Source organism: Tepidiforma sp., from assembly GCF_034432735.1.
GTDB lineage: Bacteria > Chloroflexota > Dehalococcoidia > Tepidiformales > Tepidiformaceae > Tepidiforma.
The window spans coordinates 23704-49896 of record NZ_DAOUBJ010000048.1 but is presented as its reverse complement, the minus strand read 5'-3'; the positions used below and the strand labels follow the sequence as shown (position 1 = coordinate 49896).

Annotated in this window: 26 protein-coding genes; 25 read left to right on the top strand and 1 reads right to left on the bottom strand. The window is 66.2% G+C overall.

Annotation, left to right across the window (positions count from 1 at the left end; translation table 11 throughout):
* Nucleotides 1-13: 13 nt before the first annotated feature.
* From VAE53_RS05010 to VAE53_RS04975, 8 genes are all read left to right on the top strand, one after another.
* Entirely contained in the window at nucleotides 14-1564 is a 1551-nt protein-coding gene (locus tag VAE53_RS05010) for a diguanylate cyclase (RefSeq protein WP_322818272.1), read from the top strand.
* A gap of 222 nt (nucleotides 1565-1786) precedes the next feature.
* On the top strand, nucleotides 1787-2335 hold the full coding sequence (locus VAE53_RS05005) for a carboxymuconolactone decarboxylase family protein (RefSeq protein WP_322818271.1): 549 nt from the start codon (nucleotides 1787-1789) through the stop codon (nucleotides 2333-2335).
* A gap of 63 nt (nucleotides 2336-2398) precedes the next feature.
* Nucleotides 2399-4348 (top strand): alkaline phosphatase family protein, encoded by a 1950-nt coding sequence (locus tag VAE53_RS05000; protein WP_322818270.1) that lies wholly within the window; start codon nucleotides 2399-2401, stop codon nucleotides 4346-4348.
* Between the two features lie 205 nt (nucleotides 4349-4553).
* The gene (locus VAE53_RS04995) at nucleotides 4554-4967 is read left to right on the top strand and encodes an OB-fold domain-containing protein (RefSeq protein ID WP_322818269.1); all 414 of its coding nucleotides are present in this window, start codon (nucleotides 4554-4556) and stop codon (nucleotides 4965-4967) included.
* A 2-nt stretch (nucleotides 4968-4969) separates the two neighbouring features.
* On the top strand, nucleotides 4970-6118 hold the full coding sequence (locus tag VAE53_RS04990) for a hypothetical protein (protein WP_322818268.1): 1149 nt from the start codon (nucleotides 4970-4972) through the stop codon (nucleotides 6116-6118).
* Between the two features lie 80 nt (nucleotides 6119-6198).
* Nucleotides 6199-6921, top strand: coding sequence for a dephospho-CoA kinase (gene coaE, locus VAE53_RS04985; RefSeq protein WP_322818267.1), 723 nt, complete (start codon nucleotides 6199-6201; stop codon nucleotides 6919-6921).
* A gap of 77 nt (nucleotides 6922-6998) precedes the next feature.
* Complete coding sequence (locus VAE53_RS04980; protein WP_322818266.1) at nucleotides 6999-7478, top strand: MaoC family dehydratase N-terminal domain-containing protein; 480 nt, start codon at nucleotides 6999-7001, stop codon at nucleotides 7476-7478.
* A 13-nt stretch (nucleotides 7479-7491) separates the two neighbouring features.
* A complete protein-coding gene (locus tag VAE53_RS04975; protein WP_322818265.1) occupies nucleotides 7492-7890 on the top strand; it encodes a MaoC/PaaZ C-terminal domain-containing protein in 399 nt (132 codons plus the stop codon).
* An 80-nt stretch (nucleotides 7891-7970) separates the two neighbouring features.
* Here VAE53_RS04975 and thrS read toward each other — a convergent pair whose 3' ends face one another.
* Nucleotides 7971-9794, bottom strand: a complete 1824-nt coding sequence (gene thrS / locus VAE53_RS04970) for a threonine--tRNA ligase (RefSeq protein WP_322818264.1) — start codon at nucleotides 9792-9794, stop codon at nucleotides 7971-7973.
* A gap of 621 nt (nucleotides 9795-10415) precedes the next feature.
* Here thrS and rpoD point away from each other — a divergent pair.
* The 17 genes from rpoD to VAE53_RS04885 all read left to right on the top strand — a co-directional run bounded on the left by rpoD (nucleotide 10416) and on the right by VAE53_RS04885 (nucleotide 26178).
* Nucleotides 10416-11999, top strand: a complete 1584-nt coding sequence (gene rpoD / locus VAE53_RS04965) for an RNA polymerase sigma factor RpoD (protein WP_322818263.1) — start codon at nucleotides 10416-10418, stop codon at nucleotides 11997-11999.
* 108 nt (nucleotides 12000-12107) lie between these two features.
* A complete protein-coding gene (locus VAE53_RS04960) occupies nucleotides 12108-12650 on the top strand; it encodes an NUDIX hydrolase (protein ID WP_322818262.1) in 543 nt (180 codons plus the stop codon).
* A gap of 174 nt (nucleotides 12651-12824) precedes the next feature.
* A complete protein-coding gene (locus VAE53_RS04955; RefSeq protein WP_322818261.1) occupies nucleotides 12825-13565 on the top strand; it encodes a succinate dehydrogenase cytochrome b subunit in 741 nt (246 codons plus the stop codon).
* Between the two features lie 10 nt (nucleotides 13566-13575).
* Complete coding sequence (locus tag VAE53_RS04950) at nucleotides 13576-15489, top strand: fumarate reductase/succinate dehydrogenase flavoprotein subunit (RefSeq protein WP_322818260.1); 1914 nt, start codon at nucleotides 13576-13578, stop codon at nucleotides 15487-15489.
* A gap of 5 nt (nucleotides 15490-15494) precedes the next feature.
* Nucleotides 15495-16277: a succinate dehydrogenase/fumarate reductase iron-sulfur subunit gene (locus VAE53_RS04945; protein WP_369294029.1), complete on the top strand. Its 783-nt coding sequence runs from the start codon at nucleotides 15495-15497 to the stop codon at nucleotides 16275-16277.
* 108 nt (nucleotides 16278-16385) lie between these two features.
* Nucleotides 16386-18020, top strand: coding sequence for a HAMP domain-containing methyl-accepting chemotaxis protein (locus VAE53_RS04940; RefSeq protein WP_322818258.1), 1635 nt, complete (start codon nucleotides 16386-16388; stop codon nucleotides 18018-18020).
* Between the two features lie 96 nt (nucleotides 18021-18116).
* Nucleotides 18117-18470, top strand: a complete 354-nt coding sequence (locus VAE53_RS04935; RefSeq protein WP_322818257.1) for a hypothetical protein — start codon at nucleotides 18117-18119, stop codon at nucleotides 18468-18470.
* 129 nt (nucleotides 18471-18599) lie between these two features.
* Nucleotides 18600-19166: a transcriptional regulator NrdR gene (nrdR, locus tag VAE53_RS04930; RefSeq protein WP_322818256.1), complete on the top strand. Its 567-nt coding sequence runs from the start codon at nucleotides 18600-18602 to the stop codon at nucleotides 19164-19166.
* Between the two features lie 4 nt (nucleotides 19167-19170).
* Entirely contained in the window at nucleotides 19171-19497 is a 327-nt protein-coding gene (locus tag VAE53_RS04925) for a hypothetical protein (protein WP_322818255.1), read from the top strand.
* 63 nt (nucleotides 19498-19560) lie between these two features.
* Nucleotides 19561-21954 (top strand): vitamin B12-dependent ribonucleotide reductase, encoded by a 2394-nt coding sequence (locus VAE53_RS04920; protein ID WP_322818254.1) that lies wholly within the window; start codon nucleotides 19561-19563, stop codon nucleotides 21952-21954.
* A gap of 100 nt (nucleotides 21955-22054) precedes the next feature.
* Nucleotides 22055-22318, top strand: a complete 264-nt coding sequence (locus VAE53_RS04915) for a hypothetical protein (RefSeq protein ID WP_322818253.1) — start codon at nucleotides 22055-22057, stop codon at nucleotides 22316-22318.
* Nucleotides 22315-23013 (top strand): YggS family pyridoxal phosphate-dependent enzyme, encoded by a 699-nt coding sequence (locus VAE53_RS04910; protein ID WP_322818252.1) that lies wholly within the window; start codon nucleotides 22315-22317, stop codon nucleotides 23011-23013. The genes VAE53_RS04915 and VAE53_RS04910 overlap by 4 nt, the downstream gene beginning before the upstream one ends.
* Nucleotides 23010-23801 carry a pyrroline-5-carboxylate reductase gene (proC, locus tag VAE53_RS04905; protein WP_322818251.1) on the top strand — a complete coding sequence of 264 codons (792 nt, stop codon included), beginning with the start codon at nucleotides 23010-23012 and terminating at the stop codon, nucleotides 23799-23801. Before VAE53_RS04910 ends, proC begins: the two co-directional genes overlap by 4 nt.
* Nucleotides 23798-24058 (top strand): YggT family protein, encoded by a 261-nt coding sequence (locus VAE53_RS04900; protein ID WP_322818250.1) that lies wholly within the window; start codon nucleotides 23798-23800, stop codon nucleotides 24056-24058. The genes proC and VAE53_RS04900 overlap by 4 nt, the downstream gene beginning before the upstream one ends.
* 60 nt (nucleotides 24059-24118) lie before the next feature.
* Entirely contained in the window at nucleotides 24119-24382 is a 264-nt protein-coding gene (locus tag VAE53_RS04895; protein ID WP_322818317.1) for a YggT family protein, read from the top strand.
* An 81-nt stretch (nucleotides 24383-24463) separates the two neighbouring features.
* The gene (locus VAE53_RS04890; RefSeq protein WP_322818249.1) at nucleotides 24464-25384 is read left to right on the top strand and encodes an ABC transporter ATP-binding protein; all 921 of its coding nucleotides are present in this window, start codon (nucleotides 24464-24466) and stop codon (nucleotides 25382-25384) included.
* Nucleotides 25381-26178, top strand: a complete 798-nt coding sequence (locus VAE53_RS04885) for an ABC transporter permease (protein WP_322818248.1) — start codon at nucleotides 25381-25383, stop codon at nucleotides 26176-26178. The genes VAE53_RS04890 and VAE53_RS04885 overlap by 4 nt, the downstream gene beginning before the upstream one ends.
* Nucleotides 26179-26193: the final 15 nt, after the last annotated feature.

Below are 26193 nucleotides of genomic sequence, written 5' to 3'. Positions count from 1 at the left end.
CGAAAACTAGGACGTGGAACCAGTTCACCTGCGTGAGGCGCGGGGGCCGATGCGGGTCCTCGTGGTGGAGGATGACCCTGCGCTCGGGCGGCTGATTCAGCTTGTGCTGGGGCAGCATTTGGCCGAGGTGACGTTGGCGCGCTCGGGGAGCGAGGCGATTGCGGAGCTGACCGGGGGCCAGTTCGATGCTATCGCTTCGGACATCAGCCTTCCGGATATGTCGGGTCTGGAGGTGATCAGCGAGGCGCGTCGGTTGGCGCCGGCGGCTGGCATCGTGGCGATCACGGGGTTCGTGGACGTGGAGACGGCGGTTCGTTCGATGAAGGCTGGTGCGGACGATTTCCTCGGGAAGCCGTTCGATGCGGAGATGCTGTGGCATGTGTTGAACAAGGCGGCGGATACGCGGGCGCGACACATTGCGGCGGAGCAGGCGGCGGTCTACCGGCAGCTGGCGTACACGGATGCGCTGACGGGGTGCCCGAATCGGCGGTTCATCGATGAGTTCCTCGCGGATGCGGTGTTCCAGGCTCGGAAGCTGGGGAGGCCGCTATCGGTGGCGTACCTGGATATCGACAATTTCAAGCTGCTGAACGATTTCGTGGGGCACGAGGAGGGCGACCGGGTGCTCCGGCGTGTGGTGCAGGCGCTCGGGGCGCACGTTGCGCCGCCGTCGCTCTTCGGGCGGTTCGGTGGCGACGAGTTCGTGGTGGTGTTACCGGGGATGTCGGAGGTGCAGGCGAAGCGTGTGCTGGAGCGGGTGCGGCGGGCGATCGGGGAGATCGAGGTGGTGAATGGGGCGCGGGTGGCGCTTCCGACGCGGATTTCGGTCGGGGTGGCGTCGCTGCAGGAGGGACAATCGCCGCGGGATTTGGTAGCAGAGGCGGAGGATGCGATGTACCTGGACAAGGCGGTTTCGCCGGCGATGCTGACGAGTGCGATGGAGCGGGCGATGGAGCGGGAGGAGGCGCTTCTGAAGGCGGGCAATGTGAAGGCGCTTCGGAATCTGGTGAAGGCGATCGACCGGCGGGATTCGTATACGCGTTTCCACAGCGACCACGCGACGCGGATGGCGATTGGGCTGGGGACGGAGCTTGGGTTGCCGGACGAGATGATGCAGGCGTTGGCGATCGGGGGACCGATTCACGATCTCGGGAAGATCGTGGTGCCGGATGAGATTCTCCGGAAACCGGGTCCGCTGACGGCCGAGGAGCGGCGGGCGATGGAGGAGCATCCGGTGATGGGGGCAGCGATTACGGCGGCGGTGACGGATCTGGATTCGGTGGTGAACCTGGTACGGCATCACCACGAACGGTTCGACGGGGAGGGCTACCCCGGGCGCCTGCGGGGCTCGGAGGTGCCGCTGGCGACGCGGCTGTTCAGTATCGCGGATGCGTATTCGGCGATGACGACGGACCGGCCGTATCGGAAGGGGCTGACGCTGGAGATGGCCGTGGAGGAGATTCGGCGGGGGGCGGGCACGCAGTTCGACCCGGAGTTGGCGGAGGCGTTCGCGGCGATGGTGGAGCGGAGTGCGGGGGAGGACGCGCGGGGGGCGGCTGCGTGAGCCGCGCTCTCCGCTTGGTCGCTTGGGGGATGCTGGGATGGTGTGTATTTGAGCTGGGGCTTCGAGCGGCGACGGCATCGCTGAGCGGTGGCCTTTCGGCTCTCAGCGCGGGGCTGGTGGCGGCGGCGGTGTTGGGCGTGGCTGGCCGGGGCTGAAGAAGGCCGCGGGACCGGCTACACTCCCGAGGCGCCGGCCGAGGGCCGGTGGCTGGAGGAGTGCGATATGGCCAGGCTGCCGTTCATGACGAGGGATTCGCTGCCGGAGGAGCTCCGCTACGTGTGGGACCGGAACGCGGTGGGGAGGGAAGTGCCGAACATTTTTCGGACGATGGCGAACAATCCGGAGGTGTGGCGGGCCTATCTCCGTCTGGGGAACGGGCTCTGGAATCACTGCGGGCTGGACGTGCCGACCCGGGAGTTGGTGATTCTGCGGACGGCGATTCTCCACCATAGCCAGTACGAGTGGCATCAGCACGTTCGGATCGGGAGGCAAGCGGGGTTGCGGGACGAGCAGATCGTGGCGCTCCACCATTGGAAGGGGAGCCCGCTCTTCAGCGATCTGGAGCGGGCGATTTTGGAGTACGTGGACGCGGTCCATGCTTCGGGGCATCCTTCGCAGGGCGTGCACGACCGGCTCGCGGCGTTGGTGCCGCCGAGCACGGTGGTCGGGGTGAATCTGCTGACGGGCTTCTATGGGATGACGGCGCGGTTTTTGGCGGCGATGGAGGTGGAGCTGGAGGAGCCGTTCGTGGGGTGGCAGTTGCAGGGATAACGCGGCGTGAATGGCCGCCTGCGATGGTGGCCGGGGTGGGCTTTCGATTCGGGAGGTCGCGACATGGTGCTGACGGAATCGCTGCTGGTGGGCCCTGAACGGCCGGGAGGCCAGGGGCTGGACCTGCACCAGGAGGAATCGGGCAACCTGGCCATCCACAAGCTGCTGACGTCGGCGGATGGGCGGGCCTGGACAGATTTCGTGGCGACGGCCCGGAGGGGGCGGGATGGGTCGTGGTGGTACGAGGCGTGGGCTCTCCGTGGCATGGTGCGCTGGGTTCGCAAGCTGGCGCCCGGTGGGGGATATGCGTACGAGGTGGTGGAGGTAGTTGGCGAGAATCCGCTGGAGCGGCAGGACTACCGCGCGTTGGCGACGTTCGACGAGGAGATGGCAGCGGCGGGGAACCCGGAGGATCCGCAACGGGCTTTCATCGAACCGGAGCGGCTAACGTATCCGTACGCGTACGAGCGGATTTCGCAGCTGTTCGATAGCCCGAATGCGCCGGACTTGGTGGTGAACCCGAAGAGCTATGCCTACGGGCGCCAGCCGGGCCAACACGGGGCGTTGGACGTGGTGCAATCGCGGTCGCCGCTGATTTTTTCGGGGCCTGGGGTGAAGCGGGGGGCGGTGGTGGACGCGCCCGCGAAGCAAGTGGATGTGGCGCCGACGATCGCTCATGTGGCCGGATTTCCGCTGATCGACGGGCGGGACAGTACGGGCCGGAGGTCGAGCGAGCGGGGCGTGGGGCCGGATGTGTATCTGAAGCGGCAGGATGGGCGGGTGTTGCACGAGGTGTTGGACGCGGCTTCGGGGCTCCCGGAGCGGGTGTACCTGATGCTCTTGGATGGGCAATCGCATACGGAGCTGCTCTACCGGTTGGAGCGAGACCCGGGGGCGATTCCGAACTTGCGCCGGCTTATCGCGCGGGGCTGCCTGCTGCGATACGGAAGTATCACGAACTTTCCGAGCATCACCTGGCCGAGCCACAACACGATCGGGACGGGGGCTTGGTGTGGACACCACGACATCGTGAATCCGACCTACTACCTGCGGGAACGGCGGGAGCTCGTTTCGCCGCAGGGCGAGCAGTTCGGCACGGCTCGGTTTCTCTCGGAGGAGGTGGAGACGTTGTTCGAGGCGTTCAAGCGGGTGTTGGGGCCGGGGGCGTTCACGGCATCGATCAACGAGCCGTGTACGCGCGGGGCGGACCACGCTTCGCTGGAGCGCCGGCTGGTGGGCGACCGGGGGCGGCTGATCGCGTTGACGAAGGAGACGGAGCACGAGATCGATCCGCGCTGGTTCGCTGAGCTGGAGGAGGAGGGCCATCGCCTGCAAGGGCAGATCGACAACCGCGGCCTGGCGCAAGCGCGGCTGCTGTTCCTGGACGATAGCCACCCGGCGCCGGTTTTCGTGTTTCACGAGTTCGCGCAGCCGGATAGTTCGGCGCACGATTACGGGCCGCATCACGAGGGCGCGCGAGCGGCACTCGACGAGACGGATCGGCGGATTGGGCACATCGTTCGGACGCTGGAGGAACGGGGCCTCTTCGAGACGACGCTGTTCGTGATCACGACGGACCACGGGATGGCGGCGCAGGATGTGGAGCTCCGGGCGAACCCGGCGCGGATTCCGCAGCGCGATGGGATGGCGGCGGTGACGGCCGAGCCTTGTATTTATTTGCGAGACTTGCGGGTGGAGGTGGAGGTGACGCACGACGGGAGGACGGCGCGGTTCGCGGTAACGGACAACGACCCGGTGGAGGGGGGCGAGCATCCGCCGATCGCGGGGGCGAACGTTGTGGTGACGGACCGGCGGGACGGGGTGGTGGCACGGGTGGTGACGGGCCCGGATGGGCTGGCTGCGTGCGCGGTGCCAGCGGAGCTGCGCCCAAGCGAGCTGTTGGCTGCGGTGCATGCGGAGGGGTTCAATCCGCGGCATCTCCGGCTCGATGGGTCGAACGTTTGCATCGACCTGCGGGAGGTGCTGTACGGAGGGGGCTCGGGGCGGGGTTGAATCGACTGGTCGGGGTGGCTCTCGGGTCGGTGCGTTCGTAGGGAGCCGATGGTTGGCGGGAGCCGGCCAGCGCGAGCGAGGTAGATGGAGGCGCGGCGGGACTGGCCGCTTGCCTCACCTTGACGTTCACGGTAGATAAGGGAGGTGCGTCGATAGCCGGGACCGGCTTGGCGGCCCGGACTCTGGATAACTGAAAGGCAGAGCATTGCACGACTATTCGAAGGTTCTCCCGCAGCCTACGCCGGAGACCCAGCCGTATTGGGATGGGTTGAAGGAGGGCAAATTGATGCTTCAGCGGAACAAGCAGACGGGGCGGGCCTATTTCCCGCCGCGACCATTCGACCCGCGCGACCCGTTCGCGGAGGTGGAGTGGTTCGAGGCGAGTGGGAAGGGGCGGCTTCTGAGCTATGTGATCAGCCATCGGCCGCCTCCGGGTTTCGAGGCGCCGTTCGCGATCGCGGTGGTGGAGACGGACGAGGGCATCAAGATGATGACGAACATCGTGGATTGCCCGCAGACGCCCGAGGCGTTGCAGCTGGATATGCGGCTGGAGCTGGCGCCGACGAAGGTGAACGAGGAAATCACGCTGCCGACGTGGCGGCCGGCGAGGGAGGGGTGACGATGCCGAAGCCTGGGAGTGTGGCGATTGTCGGTGCGGCGGAGCTGGTTTCGCCCGAGGGGCGTTTTCCGAATCTTTCGCAGTTGGGGTTGCACGCGCGAGCCGCCATCCTCGCGATGCAGGAGGCGGGGCTGAAGCCTTCGGATATCGATGGGGTGGCGTGCGCGGGGGCGAGCCCGACCGAGGTTGCGTTCTACCTGGGGATTACGCCGACGTACGTGGATGGTACGGCGGTGGGCGGCTGTTCGTTCATGATTCATGTGCGGCATGCGGTAGCGGCGATCGAATCGGGCCTGGCGAAGACGGTGCTGATTACGCACGGGGAGAGCGGGCGTTCGGGCATCGGGCGCGGAGGGTTCGGCCTTGCGCGGCAATCGTTGAACGCGCAGTTCGAGGGGTGGACGGGGCCGATGGGGCCGCCGACGATGTTCACCGTGCCGGTGCTTCGCTATATGAAGACGTACGGGGTGACGGAGGAGCACTTGGCGATGGTGGCGGTGGTTCAGCGGGAATACGCAGCGCGCAATCCGAACGCGATGATGAAGGACCCGATCACGGTGGAGGATGTGCTGAATTCGCGCATGATCGCGTATCCGTTTCGGCTGCTGATGTGCTGCCTGGTGACGGATGGGGGTGGGGCGCTCATCCTGACGTCTTCGGAGCGGGCGCGCGATTTTCCGACGAAGCCGGTGTACGTGCTCGGGACGGGCGAGAGCGTGGAGACGCCGATGGTGAGCCAGATGGAGGATTTCACGAGCTCGCGGGCCTTTCGGGTGGCTGGGCCGCGGGCTTTCCAGGAGGCGGGCATCACGCACGACGATGTGGATCATTTGATGATTTACGATGCGTTCGCCCATCTGCCGTTGTACGGGCTGGAGGATCTGGGATTCGTCGGTCGGGGAGAAGCGGCGCAGTTCATTTGGGAGGGGAACACTCGGGCGAACGGCAAGCTTCCGCTGAACACGAACGGCGGCGGCCTGAGCTATACGCACTCGGGGATGTACGGGATGTACGCGCTGCAGGAGAGCGTGCGGCAATGCCGGGGGACGGCGCCGGCGCAAATTCCAGGCGTTCGGGTGAGTGTGGCCCACGGGGTAGGCGGGATGTTCGCGGCGTCGGGGACGGTGGTGCTTTCGAACGAGCGGCCGTAGGGTTTGGCTGGCGCGATTGGAACGCGGCGGGGGCGGGCGAGCCCGCCCCCGCTCTGGTGACTAGGAGAAGGAGGGACGGGATGCCGCTCGTGATTGGGCTTGCGGGCACGATCGCTGCGGGGAAATCGACGGTTGCCGCGCTGCTGGTGGAGCGGGGGGCGTATCACTGCGACGCGGACAAGCTGGTGCACCGGCTGTACGACCCGGGAACGCCAGGCTTCGCGCGGGTGGTGGAAGCATTCGGCGAGGAGGTAATCGGGCCGGACGGTTTTATCGACCGGAAGGTGTTGGGCGCGAAGGTGTTCGGGAAGCCGGAGGAGATGAACCGGCTGACGCGGGCGATCGGTTCGATCACGGAGGCGGTGAAGGCCGTCATCGATCGTTGGCGTGCGGAGCTCGGCGACGATGCCGTCTGCGTGATGGAGGCGGTGAACTTGATGGAACCGGGCTATGCGCGGTGGTGCGATCAGACGTGGCTGATCGGGGTGGATGACGATATTGCCCGGCAGCGGCTGATGGAGACACGCGGGATGACGGAGGCGGAGGCGAATCAGCGGCTGGCGAGCATGGTACCGCTTGCGGTTCGGGCGCCGGGTGCGGACTGGGTGTACCGGAACAATGGGACGCTCGAGGAGTTGCGGGAGGCGGTGTACGCGGAGCTCGATCGGCTGCTGGCGCGGCGGGCGGCGGGGGAGGTGTTGGAGTCGAGGTTCGCGGGGTGGTGGGCGGAGTTTTTGGCGCGTAACCGTGAGCGACTGAAGAAGACTGGGGTAACGATTCCGGAGGGGGAGAACGATGGGTAGGGTGCGCTCTGGCATGGCGGGCGAGGCTCCCCTCCGGTAGCATCTCGGCGCACATTATCGTTCCGAGGAGAGACGCGATGGCTGATGAAGGCTTCGAGTTCCCGGTCGACCGGACGCAAGTGATGCTGTTTGCGCGGTCGCTCCTGGACATCCGGCCGGAGTACTGGGATCCGAACGATCCTGCGACGAAGGCGGTGGGTGGAATCACGGTTCCGCCGACGTTCGTGCAGTGCAGTGCGCACTGGCAACCGGATTATCCGCTCGACTTGACGCGTCCGCGGAAGGAGCCGCGCCAACCACGCCCGGAGGGGCAGGGTGGTGGGGGGCTGGGCCGCGGGCTGCACGCGGAGCAGCATTATGAATACCACCATCCGATTTTTGTGGGGGATACGCTGACGGTGACGACGCGGCCGGGGCGGCGATGGGAGAAGGAGGGCCGCCGCGGTGGCAAGCTCTCGTTTTCGGAGACGATCACGGAGTATCGGAATCAGGACGGTGTGCTCTGCGTGACGGCGATCAGCGTCGGCGTGCAGACCGAGAAGGCTGTGGAGCAGTAAGGAGGGTATCGCGATGGCGTTGCAGGTGGGAGATACGCGGGAGCAGGTGGTGATCGAGAAGATCAACCGCACGCATATCGTGAAATACGCGGGTGCGAGCGGGGACTTCAATCCGATCCACCACGATGAGGTGTTCGCGAAGGAGGTGGCGGGGTATCCGTCGGTCTTTGCGCACGGGATGCTTTCGATGGGGTTGACGGGCCGTGCGCTCACGGACTGGCTGGGGGTGATGGCGCTGAAGCGGTACGGAGTGCGGTTCACGCGGCAGGTTTGGCCGGGGGATACGCTGACGGCGAAGTTCGAGGTGACGAAGGTGGAGGATGGCCTCGCGACGATCAAGGTGGTGACGGTGAACCAGAACGGGGAGACGGTGATCGAGGGCGAGGCTGTGGCGCGGGCGGACGCGGTGTAAGGCCACGATCGCCGTTTCGTCGGAGCGACAGGCCGCCACCCGTTCGGGTGGCGGCCTGTTGGGTCATGGCTGGGGGAGGGTCATTCGCCGAGGCGGGGGGCCGGGGTGGCTGGGTGGACGCCTGGCCCGAGGATGCGGTCGTCGCGTTCGCGACGGAGGCGCTCGACGACGGTTTGGAGGGCTACGGAACCTTGGTCGCCTTCGCCGCGGACGCGGAGGGAGACGGCGCGAGCTTGGGCCTCGCGGTCGCCGACGACGAGCATGTAGGGAATTTTTCTGAGCTGGGCGTCGCGGATTTTGGCGTTCATGCGTTCGTTGCGGTCGTCGACTTCGACGCGGAGGCGGTGGGCGCGGAGGGCGGCGGCGACTTCGTTGGCGTAGGGCTGGTGGCGGTCGGCGATGGGGATGACGATCGCCTGCGTCGGTGCGAGCCAGAGGGGGAAGTTGCCTTCGTATTCTTCGATGAGGAGAGCGACCATGCGTTCCATGGTGGAGATGACGCCGCGGTGAACGATGATGGGGCGATGGCGGGAGCCGTCTTCGCCGATGTATTCGAGGCCGAACTGGCGGGGGAAGTGGAAGTCGACCTGGATGGTGGCGAGGGTTTCTTCTTTGCCTTGGGCGGTGGTGAATTGGACGTCGATCTTGGGGCCGTAGAAGGCGGCTTCGCCTTTGGCGGGGAAGTATTGGAGGCCGAGGCGGTCGAGGACGCGACGGAGGAGGGCTTCGCCTTTTTCCCACATGTCGGGGTCGTCGACGTATTTTTCGTGGTCGTCGGGGTCGCCGAGGGAGAGGCGGTAGCGGTAGTTGCGGAGGCCGAGGACGCTGTAGGCGTGTTCCATGAGCTGGAGGACGCCTTCGACTTCTTGCTCGACCATGGCTGGGTCGGTGCAGAAGATGTGGGCGTCGTTGAGGGTCATGATGCGAACGCGGCTCATGCCGGTGACTTGTCCGCTTTTTTCCCAGCGATGCATGTTGCCGAATTCGGCGATGCGGATGGGGAATTCGCGGTAGGAGTGGAGTTGGGCGGCGAAGACGAGGATGTGGGAGGGGCAGTTCATGGGGCGGAGGACGTATTCTTCGCCTTCGCGCTCCATGACTGGGTACATGGCGTCGTGGAAGTGGTCCCAGTGGCCTGATTTTACGTAAAGCTGGCGTTTGGAGACGTTGGGGGTGACGACGTGGCGGTAGCCGCGTTCGAGCTCGAGGTCTTCCATCCAGCGTTGGAGTTCGCGGCGGATGGTGGTGCCGTTGGGGAGCCAGACGACGTGTCCTGGGCCGGTTTCGTCGAAGAGTTCGAAGAGTTCGAGGTCTTTTCCGATGCGCCGGTGGTCGCGGCGGCGGGCTTCTTCGAGCTGGCGTTCGTAGGCTTCGAGTTCTTCGGGGGTTTCGAAGAGGGCGCCGTAGACGCGTTGGAGTTGGGGGTTTTTTTCGGAGCCGCGCCAGTAGGCGCCGGCGACGGAAGTGAGTTTGAAGGCGCCGATTTCTCCGGTGTGGTTGACGTGGCCGCCTTTGCAGAGGTCGGTGAAGTTTCCGTGGGTGCACTGGGTGATGGTGCCGTCCTGGAGGTCGGAAAGGAGGTCGAGCTTGAAGGGTTGGTCCTTCCAGCGTTGGAGGGCTTCTTGGCGGGAGATTTGGGCCATTTGGAAGGGGAGGCGAGCGGCGACGCTCTGGCGCATGCGGTTTTCGAGCCACTGAAGGTCTTCGGGGGTGAGGGAGCGGGGGAGGCGGAAGTCGTAGTAGAAGCCGGTGTCGATGGGGGGGCCGATGCCGAGTTCGGCATCGGGGAAGAGCTCGAGCATGGCTTCGGCGAGCAGGTGTGCGGCGGAGTGGCGCATGCGTGCGAGCCGCTCTTCTCTGGGGAGGGCGGCGAGGTCGACGTGGGATTCGAGCGGCGTGGCCATGGAGTGTCCCCCGGGCGGTAAGGGTGCGCGCCGCGATACCGGGACGAGCGGCGCGCTCGTGGTTCCACCCGGCTTTTCCGCGCGGAGGCACGGACTCGTTGGGGGCCGGTAACGGGGCCAACCGCGCGACCTTATCGCGGTGGGGCGCTTCGGTGCGGGCTCGCGGGTGGTGTTCGCCTGCCGGGTGCTGCGCTTTCAGCCGGTGGCGCGGCTCTCTGGGGGGCTGGCGGGCTACTCTTCCCGGTCATCGCCGATGAGCGGGCCGCGGGGCGGCCCTCTTCGGTTGTCGAATGGGAGTATAGCCGGCGGTGGGCTGGGGGAGTAGCGATCGGCCGAGTGTGGGGAGGGTGGTTCGACCGATTACGCGAGCTTGCCGATACCAGGTGTCCGGGGAGCGACCCACCGCTGAGCGAGGTTCGGCACGGGTCGCGGGCTGCCGCGCCGTGGGCGGCGAGGCTCGAATCGGTGCATCACGCGGTTTGCATCCCCTCTCCACTCGCGATGCGAGGCCTGGGGCGGGGTCTTTTTCTTTTCTGGTGTGGTTGCTACGATGGAAAAGGCGCAGTGTGCCCTGCGCGAGTTCAGGATCCCCATGAGGGAGAGAGGAAGCTGTAGCTGAAGATGGCTGACGATGTCCTGGCCGATTCTACGACTGCGAGCGAGGATTCGGTCCTCGATGGTGTGCTGAGCCGTTTGAAGGCGTACGAGGAGGACGAGGCCGCCGATGCGGACCTTGCCGGGCTCGTTGCGGAAACGGACGAGGAGAGCCCTATCGAGGAGGAGGATGAGGACGCGAGCATCGCGCTGTTGACCGAGGAGTCGGAGGGGATCGACGACCCGGTTCGGATGTATCTGCGCGAGATCGGCAAGGTGTACCTCCTGACGGCGGACGACGAGAAGCATTTGGCCCGCCAGATGGAGCACGGGCTGCACATCGAGGAGATCGAGAAGGAGTACGTCCAGAATTATGGGCATCCGCCTTCGGCGAGCCGGGTTGCGGTCCGGCTTCTGGAGCAGTGGGCCGCTCTGCTGCCGGTGTACAAGGAGGCGAAGCGGTTCGTCGACGAGTTCGACAAGTTCGTGAAGCCGGGTGGCGAGGGGGAGCCCGGGGTGGTGCGGAGGTGGCGGGACCCGCAAGGCCGCAAGCTGAAGAATCTGAGCTACAGCGAGGTGATCGGGGATCCGCAGTTCCGCGGGCTGGTGGACGGCGAGATCGACCCGGACTTCAAGGCGCATGTGGCGAAGAAGCTGAAGATTGCGGACGAGGATGCGCACCGGCGTATCGTGCAGTTGTCGATCGTGACGGCGGTGCTGACGCCGGAGCTGATGCGGGAGATGGCGGAAGAGGCTGGCGGGGAGGATCAGTTGGTGCCGCCGGCCGACGATCTGGTCGAGAAGCTGGCCCCGCTGGAGGAGAGGCTTCGGTATCACTTCGACACGATCAAGCGGAACGGCCAGAAGGCGCAGCGGCGGCTGACGGAGGCGAACCTTCGCCTGGTGGTGTCGGTGGCGAAGAAGTACATCGGCCGGGGGATGTCGCTCCTGGATCTGATCCAGGAGGGGAATATCGGCCTCATCCGGGCGGTGGAGAAGTTCGATTACCGGAAGGGGTTCAAGTTTTCGACGTACGCGACGTGGTGGATTCGGCAGGCGATTACGCGGGCGATTGCCGATCAGGCGCGGACGATCCGGATCCCGGTGCACATGGTGGAGACGATCAACAAGCTGGTGCGGGTGAGCCGCCGCCTCGTGCAGGAGTATGGGCGGGAACCGACGAGCGAGGAGATCGCGCGGGGGATGAGCGAGTCGGGGAAGGGCGATGCGGCGCTCTTCACGCCGGAGCGGATCCGGGAGATCCAGAAGGTTTCTCAGGAGCCGGTTTCGCTGGAGACGCCGATCGGGGAGGAGGAGGATAGCCACCTGGGCGACTTCCTGGAGGACCCGAGCGCTTTGGCGCCGGCTGAGGCGGCGAGCCAGCAGTTGTTGCGCGAGCAGGTGGAGGATGTGTTGGCGAGCCTGACGGCGCGGGAGCGGCGGGTGCTGCAGCTGCGGTTCGGGCTGGAGGATGGCCGGAGCCGCACGCTGGAGGAGGTCGGCCGTGAGTTCGGGGTGACACGGGAGCGGATCCGGCAGATCGAGGCGAAGGCGCTCCGGAAGTTGCGGCACCCGAGCCGCAGCAAGAAGCTCCGCGACTATCTGGATTGACGGCGGCGATGGTGGGATGCGAGGCGGCCCCGGCAGCGGGGCCGCCTCGCTTTGGAGACGGGGCGCTGGCGGTCGACCTTTGGGGCGCGCGGGCGGAGAATCGGTTGGATGGGGAGCCCGCGGCTGGTTTCGGCGGAGACGGTGTATCGGGGCCGGCTGTTCGATGTGGAGCTGGCGACGATCGAGCTGGAGGGTGGCGTCACTGCGCTGCGGGAGACGATCCGGCATCCGGGGGCGGTCTGTATGGTGCCGGTGTTGGACGATGGCTCGTTGCTTTTGGTGCGGCAGTATCGGCACGCTGCGGGTCGGCGACTCCTGGAGTTGCCGGCGGGGACGCTGGAGCGGGACGAGGCGCCGGAGGCGGCTGTGGCTCGCGAGCTCCAGGAGGAGGTGGGGTATGTGCCGGGGCGGGTGGAGCGGCTGGGAGGGTTTTTCGTGGCGCCTGGGTATACGAGCGAGTACATCCATTTGTTCGCCTGTTCGGGGCTGCGGGAATCGCGGTTGGCTGGCGACGAGGACGAGGACATCGAGCTGGAGCGGATGACGCTGGGGGAGGCGCTGGCGGCGGTGGAGCGGGGGGAGATTTGCGATGCGAAGTCGATCATCGGGGTGCTTCGCTGGGCGCGAATCGTCGAATCAATGAATCGATAGGTGTGGGAAGGTTCTATAGCTGGGATGTATGACGGCTGATTGAACGGGCGGCGGATGGGGTCGTAGGATTCGCGAGGAACTGCAGCAGGCGTGACGGTGCGGGGAATCGCCGGGCAGGGCCGTTCGCCCGGGAGACCAGCCTGAGCCGGGCGAGCGTTGTCCAAGGAGGGGGGCATGCTCTCAGGTACTCGGGCGCGCGGCGTGCAGCCGTTGCGACAGCGGCGTGTGAGGCCGCGTGCGTGGATTCTCGATTTTTATGGTTCGGCGATCGGCAAGAAGGCCGTGATGGCGGTGACGGGCGTTGTGCTGCTGGGCTTCGTCCTGGTGCACATGCTGGGGAATCTGCACCTGTACGAGGGTGCGGAGAAGATGAACTGGTACGGCGAGTATCTGCGCGAGATCGGCGAGCCGGTGCTCCCGCGGACTGGGCTGCTCTGGATCGTTCGGAGTGTGCTGATTCTGGCGTTCGCGCTTCACATTCACGCGGCGTATTCGCTGACGGTGATGAATCGGCAGGCGCGGAGGACGAAGTACCAGGGCGGGCGGGATTATGTGGCGGCGAATTATGCGGCGCGGACGATGCGCTGGAGCGGCGTGATCGTCGGCCTCTTCGTGATCTATCACCTGATGGATTTGACGTGGGGAGTCGGTGGGGCGGAATTCACGCGCGGTGAGCCGTACCAGAATGTGGTGGCGAGCCTCTCGCGCTGGCCGGTGGCGGGGGTATACATCGTGGCGAACCTGCTGCTGGGGATGCACATCTACCACGGGGCGTGGAGCTTGTTCCAGTCGCTGGGGTGGTCGCATCCGCGATTCAACCATTGGCGGCGGTGGTTCGCTGTGGCGTTCGCGACCGTGATCGTGGTCGGCAATGTGTCGTTCCCGATCGCGGTGTTGACGGGCATCGTGGAGTAAGGGGGGAACCATGCTGGACGCGAAGATTCCCGCGGGACATATCTCGGAGAAGTGGAGCAACGCGAAGTTCGAGACGAAGCTGGTTGCGCCGCAGAACCGGCGGAAGTTCGAGATCATCGTGGTGGGGACGGGGTTGGCCGGCGCTTCGGCGGCGGCGACGCTGGGGGAGATGGGCTACAACGTGAAGGTCTTCTGTTTTCAGGACAGTCCTCGGCGGGCGCACTCGATCGCGGCGCAGGGCGGGATCAATGCTGCGAAGAACTACAAGAACGACGGCGACTCTGTCTTCCGCCTCTTCTATGACACGATCAAGGGCGGCGACTACCGGTCGCGCGAGGCGAACGTCTATCGCTTGGCGGAGATCAGCGTTCAGATTATCGACCAGTGCGTGGCGCAGGGGGTGCCGTTCGCGCGGGAGTACGGTGGGCTGCTGGATAACCGCTCGTTCGGCGGGGCACAGGTGGCGCGGACGTTCTATGCGCGGGGGCAGACGGGGCAGCAGCTGCTGTTGGGGGCGTATCAGGCGCTCTGCCGGCAGATCGATGCGGGCACGGTGAGGATGTTCCCGCGGACGGAGATGTTGGACTTGGTGGTGGAGAATGGCCGGGCTGTCGGGATCGTTACGCGTGACTTGGTGACGGGGGAGATTCAGCGGCATGCGGGGCACGCGGTGGTGCTCGCCACGGGTGGGTACGGGAACGTGTTCTACCTTTCGACGAACGCGAAGGGGAGCAATGTGACGGCGGCCTGGCGGGCGCACAAGAAGGGCGCGTTCTTCGCGAATCCGTGTTTTACGCAGATTCATCCGACGTGCATTCCGGTGAGCGGGGAGTACCAATCGAAGCTGACGCTGATGAGCGAGTCGCTTCGGAACGATGGGCGGATCTGGGTGCCGAAGAACAAGGATGACAATCGGCCGCCGAATCAGATTCCGGAGGAGGAGCGGGACTACTACCTGGAGCGGATGTACCCGTCGTTCGGGAATCTGGTGCCGCGGGATGTGGCTTCGCGGGCGGCGAAGCGGATGGTGGACGCTGGCTATGGGGTAGGGCCGCTGAAGAACGGGGTCTATTTGGACTTCAAGACGGCGATCGAACGGCTGGGCCGTGGGGTGATCGAGCAGCGGTACGGCAACCTGTTCGATATGTACGAGAACATCGCTGGGGAGAATCCGTACGAGGTGCCGATGCGGATTTACCCTGCGGTGCACTACACGATGGGCGGTCTCTGGGTGGACTACAACCTGATGTCGAATGTGCCGGGGTTGTTCGTGTTGGGGGAGGCGAACTTCAGCGACCACGGTGCGAACCGGTTGGGCGCTTCGGCGCTGATGCAGGGCCTGGCCGACGGGTATTTCATTTTGCCGACGACGATCGCGGGGGACCTTGCGCAGCTCTTGAACACGCCGGTGCCGTCGACAGATTCGCCGGCCTTCGAGGAGGCGGAGGAGGGGGTTCGGGAGCGAGTCCAACGGCTGTTGAGCATCAAGGGGCACCGCTCGGTGGATTCGTTCCACCGGGAGCTGGGGAAGGTGATGTGGGACTACTGCGGGATGTCGCGGAACGCCGAGGGGCTGAAGTATGCGCGGCAGCGGGTCGCCGAGCTGCGGGAGGAGTTCTGGCAGGATGTGAAGGTGCTCGGTGAGGGGGAGACGCTGAACCAGTCGCTGGAGAAGGCGGGGCGGGTGGCGGACTTTTTCGAGCTGGCGGAGCTGATGTGCCAGGACGCGCTTCATCGTGAGGAATCGTGCGGCGGGCACTTCCGCGAGGAGTACCAGACGCCGGATGGCGAGGCGAAACGCGACGACGAGCATTTTGCCTATGTGGCGGCGTGGGAGTATTGCGGCCCTGGTAAGGACGCGAAGCTGCACAAGGAAGAGCTCGTGTTCGAGTACGTGCACCCGACGCAGAGGAGCTACAAATGAGCACGCTGAACCTGACCCTGAAGGTGTGGCGCCAGTCGGGGCCGAACGATCCTGGTCGCTTCGAGGTGTACGAGGCGAAGGGGATCAACGAGGATATGTCGTTCCTCGAGATGTTGGACGTGGTGAACGAGCGGCTGATCGCGGAGAACAAGGAGCCGATTGCGTTCGACCACGACTGCCGCGAGGGTATTTGCGGTTCGTGTGGGATGGTGATCAATGGAGTGCCGCACGGCCCGAAGAAGCTGACGACGACGTGTCAGCTGCACATGCGGAACTTCAAGGACGGCGACACGATCGTGGTGGAGCCGTGGCGAGCGACGGCTTTCCCGGTGATCAAGGATTTGGTCGTCGATCGGTCGGCATTCGACAAGATCATTCAGGCGGGCGGCTACATTACGGCGCCGACGGGCGCCGCGCCGGACGCGAACAGCATTCCGATTCCGAAGCCAGTGGCGGACCGGGCGTTCGATGCGGCGGCGTGCATTGGCTGTGGGGCGTGCGTGGCAGCCTGCCCGAACGGTGCGGCTCAGTTGTTCACGGCGGCGAAGATTGCGCACCTGAATCTGCTGCCGCAGGGTCAGCCGGAGCGGTGGAGCCGTACGGTGGCGATGGTCGACACGATGGAGGAGTATTTCGGAAGCTGCACGAACTTCGCGGAGTGCGAGGCGGTTTGTCCGAAGGGGATTAGCATCGAGTTCATCGCGAAGATGAACCGAGATTATCTGAAGGCGAAGTTCATGGACCGCCGGGCCACGGTGAAGGTGGATATGTCGGAAGCGGCCGGCTGACGGGGCGTCTCCCTACGGGGGGCGAGGAGGGGGCCTGCGGGGGTATCCCGATTCAGTGGCTGGCGCGAATTCCCGAGACTGAGGCGGAAGCTCGCTCGGGAGTCGCGCATGTTGTCTGGCAGCGATCGCAGGCTGTTGACGCGGATTTCGGTGGCGAACCTGCTTCTCGGGGCGTGCCTCGGGACGGTGGCGCTCATCGTGGCGATGGGGGTGCTGGCTTTCGGGTTTCTTTCGGACGCAGGGAGGCCGGGGCAGGCGCGCTTTCTCGCCGGGCTAGCGTGTGTCGCGAGTGTCGGCGCGGTGGCTGCGGGGGTGTGGCTGTGGAGGCAAATTCGGGCAGGTTCGGCGCCGGTTGTCCGAGCGGCGCGAGAGCTGGCGGTGGGTATCCTTCCGGCGGATGTTCCGCGCGGAGGGATTGGTGAATTCGCCGAGCTCGCGGATTCGTTCACGGAGGCGGCGCGCCAGTTGCGACGCCTGAGCGAGGTTGCGCAGCGTATCGCTGCGGGGGATCTGACGACGCCGGTACCACGGGTTTCGGAGGACGACGTCCTCGGTGGTGCGATGCAGGGGATGGTGGACAACCTCCGCGAGGTGGTGGGGAAGGTCTTGGAGGGAACGAGGCAGGTGGTGGCTTCGGCGGAGGAGGTCGACCGGGCGTCGGAGATGGTGCGCTCGGCGGCGGGAGAGATTGCGTCGGCGACGGGGGAGGTTGGCTCGGCCTCGGTGCACCTGGCGGAGCTGGCGGCAGGTGCGGACCGGCATTCGAACGAGCTGACCGAGGTGCTCGAGATGATGGTGGAGACGGCGCAGCGGAACGCGGAATCGGCGCGGGAGGCCTGCCGCGAGGCGGAGGAGATCGGGACGCGGGTGACGGAGATGGCGGCCCGGGCGGGCAGTGTGGCGGTGGAGGCGGCCCACAGCCAGCAGGTAGCGACGGAGGGCTACGAGGCGGTGCAACGGGCGATTCGGGCGATCGACGGGCTGGCGGCATCGGTGGAATCGACGGCGCGCACGGTGGGCGAGCTGGGAACGTTCGGGGAGCAGATCGGCGATATTGTGCGAACCATCGACGAGATTGCGGGACAGACGAATCTCCTGGCCTTGAACGCGGCGATCGAGGCGGCGCGGGCCGGCGAGCAGGGGCGTGGGTTCGCGGTGGTGGCGGACAATGTGCGGGCGCTGGCTGAACGGTCGTCGGCGGCGACGAAGGAGATCGCGGCGTTGGTGGCCCGGGTGCAGGAGGGGACGAAGCAGGCGGTGGCAGCGATGAACGCTGGGGTAGCGGAGGCGGAGGAGGGGCGGACGGTCTCTGCGCGGGCGGGGGATTCGCTGCGGGCGATCATCGACGCGGTGCGGGGTTCGACGGAGCACATTCAGGGCATCGCGCGGGAGATCGGGGGGTTGCGGGCTGGTGCGGAGCGGATCGTGGGTGCGGTTTCGTCGATCGCCGAGGCGGCGGAGCAGAACGCCGGGCGGGCTGCGGAGACGGCCCGCGCGGCGGCGTCGCTTCGGGGCGCGGTGCTGCAGGTGGCGGCGACGAGCGAGGAGAATTCGGCGGCAGCGGAGCAGGTTGCGGCTTCGACGGAGGAGTTGACGGCTCACGCGCACCGGCTGGAGGAGACGGCGAAGCTGATGCAGGCGCTCGCCCGGGAGCTGAAGGGGACCTCGGAGCGGTTCGTCTGGGAGCGGCGACGGGTGAGTGTCCCGGTGCCGGTCGACCGGAGAAGGCGGCCAGCCGCGTAGGGCCTTTCGCTGGGGCCCCGCCGGGTCGGCCGGCGCGCGGCGCGGGTGGACGGGGGCGGGTCGCCGGGCGGTGCTCGATGCGGTAGGGTGGGGGTGATGGGTAGGAAGCGTGCACGGAAGGTGGAGCGCCGCCAGCGCCGCCGCGGTGGACTGGATTGGTGGGACGGGGGCCGCGAGCGGGATGGAGACGGGGTGGATGGGGCCTGGCCGGCGGCATTGGACCTGACGGACGGGCGTGGTGGGACGACGGGGGAGTTGGGGCTCTCGGTGGTGGAGTCGCTCTCGGTGCGGACGTGTGGGCGCTGCCGGGAGTTCGTGGAGGACGGCGAGCTGGGGAGGGGGACGTGCCTGCACCCGGGGAGCGGGGTGTTGCACCCGTGGACGGACACGCCTGGTTGCGATTTCTGGGCTGGCGGGGGGCGCTCGGCGGGGCGCTATCCAGGGGCGTGACTGCGGGGCGATCACAAGATTTTGTGGTCTGGGGTTGACACCGTACTAGATTTTGGGGCACTATCCCGCGTGCCCGATGCGTTGTCGCAAGGGAATTGCGAAGGCGCCCATACCGTTGAGGAGTTTTTCGTGCGCTGCCCGTACTGCCACTATCGTGATTCTCGGGTGACGGACAGCCGGTCGACGGATGACGGTATCCGTCGACGGCGGCAGTGCATTCGCTGTGGGGAGCGGTTCACGACGGTGGAGCAGGTGCAGGTGACGACGGTGCAAATCGTGAAGCGCGATGGGCGGCGGGAGGAGTTTTCGCGGGAGAAGCTGCTCCGCGGGCTCCGGGCGGCCTGCGCGAAGCGGAATGTCTCGGTGGGGCAGTTGGAAGCGATCGTGACGGACATCGAGGCGAGGGTGATGAGCGACGGTCGACCGGAGGTTCCATCGCAGGTAGTGGGAGAACTTGCGATGGATGCGCTCCGGAAGTTGGACCAGATCGCCTACATCCGATTCGCGTCGGTGTACCGGTCGTTCGCCGATATCGAGTCGTTGAAGGAGGCGGTCGAGCAGCTCGAGCAGGGGCACGTGCCCACGTTCGAGGAGCGGACCTTGCAGCTGGCGTTGCCGGATCCCGAGCCGACCGAGCTTCGGGTGGCGCGGGCGGCGCGCGAGGCGCCGAGCGCGCTGGCGGAATCGTCACGGTAGCGCCATGAAGATTTGGGAAGTGCATGCCAACCTGGGCCTTGGGCCGATCCGAACGACGCCGGATGGCGACGCGGATGTGGCTGGTCTCCTGCTTTCGGAGAGGGCGTATTTGCTGGTGATGCGGCAGATGCGACCGCAGGAGCTGGTGGACCTGGTCGAGCGGGTCGGCGCCGAGGCGGCGATGGAAGCGTTGCTGGAGCGATTCGCTGGGCAGGAGCTGGACGGTACGGGGAGGGGTCTGGCGGTGGGGCGGACGCGGCTTGGGGAGCTCGTTCTCCGGCGGAACGACGAGGCTGTCGTTCGGGCGTCGGCGGGGGGCTGGGCGCCCTAGGCAAGAAGAACGTTTGTTCGTATACTCCCGGTCACCCGCGACCGGAGCATTTGGAGGAAGCAGATGGTCACCACGACGCACGAATGGACAGGTCTGGGGGGTGAATTCGAGCCGGCCGAGCTTTCGCCGAACGCGAAGGTGGTGATCGAGCGTCGGATCGCGAAGCGGAACGAGCTGGGCGACGCGGTGGAGACGCCGGACGAGGTGTTTCGCCGGGTGGCGCGCAATCTGGCGGAGGCGGAGCTGCGGTTGGGCGGCACGGAGCAGGATCGGGCTGCGGCCGAGGAGTCGTTCTATCGGTTGATGGCGTCGTTGGACTTTCTGCCGAATTCGCCGACGCTGGTGAATGCTGGGCGGGAGCTGCAGCAGCTTTCTGCGTGCTTCGTGTTGCCGGTGCCGGACTCGATCGAGGGGATTTTCGAGGCGATCAAGCAAACGGCGATCATCCACAAGTCGGGCGGCGGCACCGGGTTTGCGTTTTCGCGGCTGCGGCCGGCGAACGCCAAGGTGAAGACGACGATGGGGGTGGCGAGTGGGCCGGTTTCGTTCATGAAGGTGTTCGATGCGGCGACCGAGGCGATCAAACAGGGCGGGACGCGGCGGGGGGCGAACATGGGTATTTTGCGTGTGGATCACCCGGACATCGACGAGTTCATCGAGATGAAGGCGGACATGGTGACGCTGACGAATTTCAACATCAGCGTCGCGGTGACGGAGCCGTTCATGAAGGCGCTGGAGGCGGGGACGTCGTACGACATCATCGACCCGCAGACGGGTGAGGCGGTCGGGCGGCGCGATGCGCGGGAGGTGTGGGAGAAGATGGTCCGGAACGCGTGGAAGAACGGGGATCCGGGGGTGATTTTCATCGACCGGATCAATGCGGGGCGGGCGAACCCGGTCCCGAAGCGGGGGCCGATCGAATCGACGAACCCGTGTGGGGAGCAGCCGCTCTACCCGCACGATTCGTGCAATCTGGGCTCGATCAATTTGAAGCACTTCACGGTGGGTACGCCGGGGGCGAAGCAGGTGGACTACGAGCGGCTCCGGAAGACGGTCTGGCGGTCGGTGCACCTACTGGACAATGTGATCGAGATGAACCAGTACCCGATTCCGGAGATTGCGGAGACATCGCACGCGATTCGGCGAATCGGGCTTGGGGTGATGGGCTGGGCGGACATGTTGATCGACCTGCGCATTCCGTACAACTCGGAGGAGGCGCTACGGCTGGCGCGCGAGGTGATGTCGTTCATCCAGAAGGAGGCGGATGCTGCGAGCGAGCAGTTGGCGCGTGTGCGGGGCAATTTCCCGGACTGGGCGGATTCGATCTATGGGCCGAAGGGACCGGAGGGGCCGCGGCCGATGCGGAATTCGACTCGGACGACGATTGCGCCGACGGGGACGCTGAGCATCATCGCGAATTGTTCGGGTGGGATAGAGCCGGTGTTCGCGCTGGCGTTCGTTCGGTCGCACTACTTGGACAAGGATGACCCGACGAAGCGGGTGGAGCTGCGGGAGGTGAACGAGCAGTTCGAGGCGGTGGCGCGGCAGGAGGGGTTCTACAGTGAGGATCTGATGGATTTTCTCGCGCACGGTGGGCATCTGTCGGAGCGGCCGGAGGTGCCGCAGTGGGTGAAGGATGTGTTCGTGACGGCGCACGAGATTGCGCCGGAGTGGCACGTGCGGATGCAGGCGGCGTTTCAGGAGTTCACGGACAACGCGGTCTCGAAGACGATCAATTTCCCGAATTCGGCGACGGTGGACGATGTGCGCGTTTCCTACGAGCTGGCGTATCGGACGGGCTGCAAGGGGATCACGATCTACCGGGATGGTTCGCGGGAGTTCCAGGTGCTGAAGCACGCCGAGAAGTCGGACGCGGAGAAGGCGGTGGAGGCTGCCCAGGCGATCGTGGCGCAGGCGGTGGGGCCGGTGCGTCGTCGGCTGCCGGACGAGCGGCAGGCGATTACGCACAAGTTCCGGGTGGGGGAGCAGGAGGGTTACATGACGGTCGGCCTGTTCGAGGACGGGACGCCTGGTGAGGTGTTCATCAACGTTTCGAAGCAGGGTTCGACGGTTTCGGGGCTGATGGATACGGTGGCGATGCTGACGAGCTATGCGCTGCAGTACGGGGTGCCGCTCACGGAGTTGGCTTCGAAGCTGAAGAACACGCGCTTCGAACCGAGTGGCCCGACGAGCAACAAGGAGATTCCGATCGCGACGAGCATCGTGGACTATGTGTTCCGTTGGCTGGAGCTGAAGTTCGGCGGCTCGAGGGCGGCGGCTCAGCCGGCGCTGATCCCGCCGGACCTGGTTGTGGAGAGCACGGGTCCGAGCGTGGCGGCGAAGCTGCACAGCGATGCGGTGGCGAGCGGGGTGGGCTGCCCGGAGTGTGGGGCGGTGCTGTACTACGCGGAGGGGTGCCTCGTCTGCCACAACTGTTTCTACAACAAGTGCGGCTGAGCTGACGCTGCGGTGCTGGGTACCACGCCGGGGGTTTCGGTCCCCGGCGTGGTACCCGGGCGGTTCGACAGGGATGGGCTCGCCAGCCGACAATCGGGGCATGGGCTTTTACTACGGGCCGAATCAGCCGCAGGACGAGCCGCCGCCGGGCTCGTGGAAAGAGACGGCGATCATCATTTGGGTGGTGTTCAAGGCGCTGGCGCTGCCGCTGGGGCTGCTGTTCGGTGCGGTCATCGGATTCGTCGTGCTCCTCTGGGCGTTCCTGACGGCGGTATGGCTCGGGCTGGCCCTCCTCGGTGCTCTGGTGGCCGCGGTGGTGGTGCGAGGAATCTGGGAGGCTCGGCACCCTCCGGATCTGCCATGAGTGTGTTGGGCAGCGGGGAGATCGCGGCCCGGGTGGCGGCCGTGCGGGAGCGGGTGGGGCGGGCGTGCGCGAGGGTGGGGCGGGACCCGGCCGAGGTGCGGTTGATTGCGGCGAGCAAGACGTTCGGGCCGGAGGCGGTGGTGGAGGCGCTGGCTGCGGGGGTGACGGATTTCGGCGAGAACCGGGTCCAGGAGGCGCTGGGAAAGCAGGCGGCGGTTGCCGAGCTGGCGGCGGTGCGCGGGCTTTCGGCGCCGACCTGGCATTTGGTCGGGCATTTGCAATCGAACAAGGCACGGGCGGCGGTCGGGGCCTTTGCTATACTCCACGGTATCGATTCGGTCCGTCTCCTCGATGTGCTCGACCGCTGGGCGCCAGGTCGCCCGGTTCGGGTGTTGCTGGAAGTGAACGTGGCTGGAGAGCCGACGAAGTTCGGCCTAGCTCCGAGCGAGCTGCCGGCTGCGGTTGCGCGTGCGCGCGGATTGGTGGGGGTCGAGCTGGTGGGTTTGATGACGGTGGCGCCCCGTGTGGCCGATCCGGAGGAGGTACGACCGGTGTTTCGAAGGTTGGCGGCGCTGGCGCGGGATCATGGGCTGCGCGAGCTTTCGATGGGCATGACGGACGATTTCGAGGTGGCTATCGAGGAAGGGGCCAGTATGGTGCGCGTTGGCCGGGCGATTTTCGGGGGGCGGCGATGAAGGCGGCGATCGTCGGTGGCGGGGTGATGGGGGAGGCGCTGCTGGCCGGTGCGTTGGATCGTGGCGTTTTCGATGCGAGCGACGTGACGGTGATCGAGAAGCTGGACGCGCGCCGGACGCAGCTGCGTGCGGCGTACGGGGTGGAGGTGACGGGTGATTTCGAACCGATGGGTTCGGCGGGGCTGGTGGTGTTGGCGGTGAAGCCGCAGGAGCTGGCGACGGTGAAGGGTCGGGTGCGGCCTGGTGCGCTGATCGTGTCGATCATGGCGGGGGTGCGGATCGCGACCATCCAGCAGGCGTTCGACCATCCGTTCGTTGTGCGGGCGATGCCGAACACGCCGGCGGCGATTCGCGCGGGAATGACGGTGTGGACGGCGGCGCCGGGGGTGACGGTGGAGCAGCGCAGTGTGGCGCGCCAGCTGCTGGGGGCGGTGGGCAGGGAGCTCTATGTGGACGATGAACGGAAGGTCGACATGGCGACAGCGGTGAGCGGCAGCGGGCCGGCGTATGTGTTTCTGTTCATGGAGGCGCTGATCGAGGGTGCGGTGGCGGTAGGGTTGGCGCGGGCGCAGGCGGAGGAGCTGGTGGTCCAGACGGTTCTGGGTTCGGCGCAGTATGCGCAGGAGAGTGGGAAGGGTGCGGCGGAACTTCGGGCGATGGTGACTTCGCCGGCGGGGACGACTGCTGCGGGGCTGTTGGAGCTCGAGCGGGGTGCGCTGCGGGCGTCGGTGATCGAGGCTGTCCGGGCGGCGTTCGCCCGTGCTGTCGAGCTGGGCGGTGGGGCATGAACGATTCGGTTGCGCAGCTGTTCACGCTGTTTCTCTGGTTGCTGATTGTGGCGGTGTTCTTACGGTCGCTCCTGAGCTGGTTTCCGGTGAGCCAGGACAACGAGGTGGCTCGCCTGCTCTACCGTGTGACGGAGCCGTTGCTGGATCCGGTGCGGAGGGTGTTGCCGCGGACGGGGATGATCGATTTTTCGGGGATGGTGGTGATCATCCTGTTGTATGTGATGATTGCGGTGGTGGAGCGTGCGGCTGCGCAGTGAAGACGGGGCTTCGGTCGGCCGATCTGCTAAGCTGGAAGGAGCGACGCAGGGGGGCGAGCCATCAATCCGTACGTTGCCCAGCTGACGTTCACTTGGCTCAACATTCTGACCTGGGCGATCATCGCGCGGGCGTTGCTGAGCTGGCTTCCGGTGGATCAGTCGAGCCCACTGTATCAGCTGCTGTTCCGCGTGACGGAGCCGATTATCGACCCGTTCCGGCGGGTGATGCCGCGGGCGGGCATGATCGATCTTTCGCCGATGATGGCGATTCTGGCGTTGTTGGTGATGCAGCAGCTGGTGGCGATGCTCGCGGCACCGGCTTGAGGCCGTGCCTGGCATTCGGATGGGATTTCTGGGTTCGGCGTGGCACTCGATCGTGGCGGGGGGAGGTGTGAGACTGCGTTCGTGAGCAGTGCTATCGTCGCGCACGAGGTACGGCGGCGTTATGGTGAGCGGGTCGCGTTGGACGGGTTTTCGCTGGAGGTGCCGAGTGGGTGCATTTTCGGCATTCTGGGGCCGAATGGAAGTGGGAAGAGCACGTTTCTGGCGATGGTGGCTGGGGCGGAGCGGCCACCGGAAGGTTCGCTGACGATTTTGGGCGAGACGCCGACGTTGCGGCTCCGGGGGCGCATTGGCACGGTGTTCCAGGAGAATGCTTCGGATCCGCTGATGTCGCCGACGGAATATTTGCTGTTCGCGGCGCGGCTGTTCGGCGTGGGTAGGGCGGAGGCGCGGGAGCGCGTGGCGGTGTTGCTGGGACGGTTCGGGCTGGCGGAGCGCGCTGGGGATCCGATCGGTACGCTTTCGGGTGGGATGCGGAGGCGGCTGGAAGCGGCGCGGGCGCTGCTCCACGGGCCGGACTTGTTGTTGTTGGACGAGCCGACGACGGGGGTCGACCCGGAGGAGCGGAGGCTCCTTTGGGAGACGGTTGGGGAGACGCGTGGGGCGGCGACGGTGGTGGTGGCGACGAACGATTTGCACGAGGCAGAGGCGGTCTGCGACCGGGTGGCGTTCGTGCAGGCGGGACGGGTGGTGGCGGAGGGCACGCCGGGTGAGCTGAAGCGGAATCTGCGGCGCCAAACGGTGCGGGTGGAGCTCGCTGCGGGCCGGGAGGCGGCGGCGGAGGTGATCGCCGAGGCAGTGGGAAGGGATCTCGTGTCGCTGGTGGACGGGGAGCTCTGGGTAACGACGGACGACGCGGCGGGGCTGGTGCCGCGGCTTTTTGCGGTGGCGGGCGATGCGATCGCCGGCCTGCGGATTGTGGAGGCTTCGCTGGAGGATGCGTACTTCCGGTTCGTGAAGCGTCGCGTGGAGGGTGCGGGATGAGCGAGGCGAGTACGGTTCGGGCGGTGGCCGCGATTGCGGCGCGGGACTTGCGGGCGGTGGTGCGCGCGCGGTCGCAGCTGTATTCGTCGATGCTGACGCCGCTGTTGTTTTTGGTGTTCCTTGGGAATGGGGTTTCGGAGGGGCTGGAGCCTTCGCGCCTCCCGGCGGGGAACTTTACGGCCTACCTGGTGGCTGGGACGGTGGTGATGACTTCGGTCTTTTCGTCGACGTTTTCGTCGGCGTCGTACTACCGGGACCGTGACAGCGGCTTTCTGCGGCTGCTGCTTTCGAGTCCGCATCCAGCGCGGGCGGTGATGCTGGGGAAGTCGCTGGCTGCGCTGGTGATCGGTGCGGTGCAGGCGGCGATCGTGCTCGGGGTTGCGGCGCCGTTCGTGGATTTCGGTTGGCAGCACGGGGTAGCGGGCGGGCTGGCGCTGGCGTTGCTGACGGTCGTTCTGCTGAATTCGATGCTGACGGGCCTGGCGCAGGCGCTGGCGACGCGGGTGCAATCGATGCAGGGCTTCCATTTGATCATGAACTTGGCGCTGTTCCCGCTGTTGTTTTTTTCGGGGGCGTTTTTCCCGACGGAGGGGCTGCCGGCCTGGATGAAGGTTCTGGTGTATGTGAATCCGCTGACGTACGCGGTGGATGCTCTGCAGCTGGCGACGTACGCGACGAGTTCGGAGGGGTTCTTGGGGTATGGGGTGGATTTTGCGGTGCTGGGGGGGCTCGGTGTGGCGGTGTATGCGTTCGGTTCGAGCCGGGTTCCGAAGTTGACCTGGTCGGGTGCGTAGGGGCCTGAAACGGGG